Raw genomic sequence first — 4244 nt, 5'->3', positions numbered from 1 at the left:
CGTCGTCGGCATCGCCGTCCGCGAGCCCGAGTTTGGCGCGCATGCCCGAGGTCCACGCGCGCTGGTACGCGGGTGCGAACTCCGCGAGCGCCTCCTCGGCGAGGCGGATCGCGGCCGGGTCGATCTCGCGAGCGGCGGTGGGGGCCGTGTCACTGCCGCCGTGACGCTCTGCGTCGATCAGCGGGAGCAGCGCCTCGGCGAACCGGGTGAGGTTCCACAGCATCACCCCGGGCTGGCCGCCGTACGCGTAGCGGCCGCCGTGGTCGATCGAGCTGAAGACGGCGGCAGGATCGTAGGCGTCGAGGAAGGCGCACGGCCCGTAGTCGATCGTCTCGCCGGAGATCGTCGCATTGTCGGTGTTCATCACTCCGTGCACGAAGCCGACGAGCATCCACGAGGCGACCAGCTCGGCCTGCGCGGCGATCACCGCCCGCAGCAGGTCGAGGGCGGGGGTGCCGGATCCGAGGAGCCGAGGGTAGTGCCGCCGAATGGCGAACTCGGTGAGTCGGCGCAGCAGTCCGATGTCCCCGCGGATCGCGGCGTACTGGAAGGAGCCGATCCGCAGGTGGCTCGCCGCCACGCGCACCAGCACGGCGCCCGGCAGCAGTTCGCCGTCGCGCGGCACCCGGCGCCCCGTGCCGATCACCGCGAGCGCACGCGTGGTGGGGATCCCGAGCGCATGCATGGCTTCGCCGACTGCGTACTCGCGCAGCATCGGCCCGACGGCGGCGAAGCCGTCGGCGCGGGCGAACGGCGTGCGCCCGGAGCCCTTCAGATGCAGATCCCGCACCCGGCCGGCGGGGTCGACGATCTCGCCGAGCAGCAGCGCTCGCCCGTCCCCGAGTCGGGGTGAGAGCCCACCGAACTGATGCCCGGCGTAGGCCTGCGCCACCGGCCGGCTTCCGGCGGCGAGCTCATTGCCCAGCAGGAAGCGGATGCCCGACTCCGAGCGGAGTTCCCCGGGATCCAGGCCGAGCTCGACGGCGAGCGGCGCGTTGAGCGCGAGGAGGGTCGGATGCTCGGGCCTGGCCGCGCTCCACGGCACCGCGAGCTCGGGGAGCGCGCGGGCGAAGCCGTGGTCGAGGCGCACGTCGACGCTCGACGGCTGCACCATCTCGAGGGTGCCGCTATCGCTCGCTCCGGCAATGCTCATGCCGGCAGGATACGCCGCGCGCCTCCACCCGCGTTCAGTTCGAGCGGATGAGCCGATCCGGCGCGTCGATCCGGCGCGTCGATCCGGCCCCGTGATGCGGCCCGGCGACGCGGTATCCGATCCGCTCGAACACCGCAGCCCGGCACGGCGTCGTCGGACCACCGGCCCCGGCCTTTTCCACGCGGCCCCTGGATAGACTGGTCGGGTGATCGATCCCGTGCTGCTCCGTACCGACCCAGACGCCATCAAGCGCTCGCAGAAGGCTCGCGGGAACGACGAGTCGAGCGTGGACGCCGCGGTCGCGGCTGACGAGGCCCGGCGGGCAGCGCTCGGCGAGTTCGAGCGGCTCCGGGCCGAGCAGAACGAGTTCGGGAAGCAGGTCAAGGCGGCGTCGAAGGACGAGAAGCCCGCACTGATCGCCCGCGCGCAGGAGCTCGCCGCCGAGGTGAAGGCGGCGGACGCCCGCGCGAAGGAGGCCGATGCCGCCTTCGGCGCCGCGGTGATGCTCCTCGAGAACGTGGTCATCGAAGGGGTGCCCGCCGGTGGCGAGGAGAACTTCGTCACGCTCCGCACGCACGGCGAGATCCCGAGCTTCGATTTCGAGGCGCGGGATCACCTCGAGCTCGGCGAACTGCTCGGCGCGATCGACATGCAGCGCGGGGCGAAGGTCTCGGGAGCGCGCTTCTACTTCCTGCGGGGAGTCGGAGCCCGACTCGAGATCGCGCTCATGAACCTCGCCCTCGACCGCGCGCTGGCGAACGGTTTCACCCCGCTCATCACCCCCACGCTCGTGCGCCCCGAGGTGATGCGCGGCACCGGCTTCCTCGGAGAGCACGCCGACGAGGTGTACCACCTGCCGGCCGACGACCTCTACCTGACGGGCACGAGCGAGGTGGCGCTCGCCGGCTACCATGCCGACGAGATCCTCGATCTCGGCGAGGGGCCGCTGCGCTATGCCGGGTGGTCCACCTGCTACCGCCGCGAGGCCGGATCCCACGGCAAGGACACGCGCGGGATCCTGCGCGTGCACCAGTTCAACAAGCTCGAGATGTTCGTCTACGCCGACCCGGCCGAGGCGGAAGCCGAGCACGACCGTCTCGTCGCCTGGCAGGAGGAGATGCTGCAGGCGCTCGGGCTCTCCTACCGCGTGATCGATGTCGCCGCAGGGGACCTCGGATCCAGCGCGGCGCGCAAGTTCGACATCGAGGCGTGGGTGCCGACGCAGGGCACGTTCCGCGAGCTGACCTCGACCAGCAACTGCACCACCTTCCAGTCGCGCCGTCTCGCCACGCGGTTCCGCGACGAGTCGGGCAAGAGTCGCCCCGTCGCCACCCTCAACGGCACGCTCGCCACCACGCGGTGGATCGTCGCGATCCTCGAGACCCATCAGCGGGCCGACGGCAGCGTGCGCGTGCCCGAGGCGTTGCGCCCCTATCTCGGCGGGCTCGACGTGCTCGCCCCGGTGGGTGCGTAGCCGTGCGGGTCTCCAAGCAGGATCGCCACCTGATCGCCCTCGACCTCGACGGCACCGTGCTGCACCACGACAGCACCATGGACGCGGAGGTCGCGGACTCGATTCGCGCGCTCGCCGATGCCGGGCACGAGATCGTGATCGCGACCGGCCGCTCGGTCGATGCCACGCTGCCGGTGGTCGAAGAATTGCGGATCCGCCCGACCTGGGTCGTCGCGTGCAACGGCGCCGTCACGCTGAAGCGCGATACGCTCGCCGACCGCGCCTACCGCAAGGAGTACGTCGAGACCTTCGACCCGAGCGAGGTGCTGCGGCGGATCCGGTCGCGGCTCGTCACCGCCCGCTTCGGCGTCGAAACGCCTGAGGGCGAGTTCCTCTTCACCGAGAACATCCCGGCCTCCACACTGCCCGGCCGCAAGCGGGAAGTCCCGTTCGACGAGCTCCTGAAGGTGCAGGCGACCCGCATGGTCGTGGTCTCGCCCGACCATGTGCTCGAGGACTTCCTCGCGCTCGTCGACACGATGGGGCTCACCCGAGTCTCGTACGCCATCGGCTTCACGGCTTGGCTCGACATCGCCCCCGAGGGCGTGTCGAAGGAGAGCGCACTCGAGGTCGTGCGAGCGAGGCTCGACATCCCGCGCTCGCACGTGTTCGCGGCCGGCGACGGGCACAACGACATCCAGATGCTGCGCTGGGCCGGCCGCCACGGCGAGTCCGTGGCGATGGGCCAGGCGGCCGACGACGTGAAGGTGCACGCGACTCGCGTGACCGGCACGGTCGAGGACGGGGGGCTGGCGGCCGCGTTCCGCCATCGCTTCGCCGCGCTGCTCGGCTGATCCGCGAGGCCGCCTCGGCTAGGATTGCCTGCGGAGGGTTGTCCGAGCGGCCGAAGGAACTTGTCTTGAAAACAAGCAGGCGGTAACCCCGTCTCAGGGGTTCAAATCCCCTACCCTCCGCTGCAGAGCCTGTCGCATTGCGACAGGCTCTTTGCGTCGGGAAGGGGCTCATCGAGAACCCCTCGACTGGCGCCGTGTGCGGCGCCAGCGCCGTGGCCGCGCGAAGCGATGCTTCGCTCTGAGCGGCCGGGCGGGGTTCAGATCCCCTACCCTCCGCCAGTGTGATGAGTCGGGACATGTGTCTCGAATGAGTAGCGAGATATGTCACAGTCGAGAGCCCGGCCATCGGCCGGGCTCTCGTTGCGTCCTGCGCCAGTGGCTTCGACCGTGCCCCGATCCTTGGTTCGGCGGCCTCGGATCGGGGCCTCGGACCTGTGGTCTCGGATCGGCGAGGCTGCTGCACGGAACCGAATCGAATCGCACGGGAAAGTCGAGACAGTACGTGATCGTCGAGACTGTACGAGATCGTCGATCGAAGGCGTGCAGTGCGGACGATCGCGTACTGTCTCGTGCGTGCGTGCTGCATGCCTGCGAGCTGCGGGTCGGTGGCGATCGCGGCCCCGATCCCGATTGCACGCCAGGGGGATCCTCGCGGCGAGCACGGGCTCATCGTGAGCCTTCGGGAGCGGGGTGCGCCGACCCGCGCACGCCGGCCCGCGCACACGCGGCGATAGAGTCGGCCCACGGCTCGCGCATCGGCGGGAGACCGCGATGGTCGCCGCGG

At 70.7% G+C, this 4244-nt stretch carries 3 protein-coding genes and 1 tRNA gene; 3 read left to right on the top strand and 1 reads right to left on the bottom strand.

Annotated elements, in window-relative coordinates:
- Nucleotides 1–1114, bottom strand: a 1114-nt coding sequence (locus ACFPZL_RS10630; protein WP_382335366.1) for a protein adenylyltransferase SelO, incomplete at its 3' end; no start/stop codon positions are given.
- Between the two features lie 244 nt (nucleotides 1115–1358).
- Between ACFPZL_RS10630 and serS the strand changes: the two genes are divergently transcribed.
- The 3 genes from serS to ACFPZL_RS10615 all read left to right on the top strand — a co-directional run bounded on the left by serS (nucleotide 1359) and on the right by ACFPZL_RS10615 (nucleotide 3580).
- Nucleotides 1359–2627 carry a serine--tRNA ligase gene (serS, locus tag ACFPZL_RS10625; RefSeq protein WP_218115331.1) on the top strand — a complete coding sequence of 423 codons (1269 nt, stop codon included), beginning with the start codon at nucleotides 1359–1361 and terminating at the stop codon, nucleotides 2625–2627.
- A gap of 2 nt (nucleotides 2628–2629) precedes the next feature.
- Entirely contained in the window at nucleotides 2630–3460 is an 831-nt protein-coding gene (locus ACFPZL_RS10620) for an HAD family hydrolase (RefSeq protein WP_218115329.1), read from the top strand.
- A gap of 32 nt (nucleotides 3461–3492) precedes the next feature.
- A tRNA-Ser gene (locus ACFPZL_RS10615) sits at nucleotides 3493–3580 on the top strand.
- Nucleotides 3581–4244: the final 664 nt, after the last annotated feature.

The organism is Leucobacter soli (assembly GCF_042659205.1).
GTDB classification, from domain to species: Bacteria; Actinomycetota; Actinomycetes; order Actinomycetales; family Microbacteriaceae; genus Leucobacter; species Leucobacter soli.
Note: the sequence above shows the minus strand (reverse complement) of the source record. Positions and strands in the feature narration are given on the sequence as shown.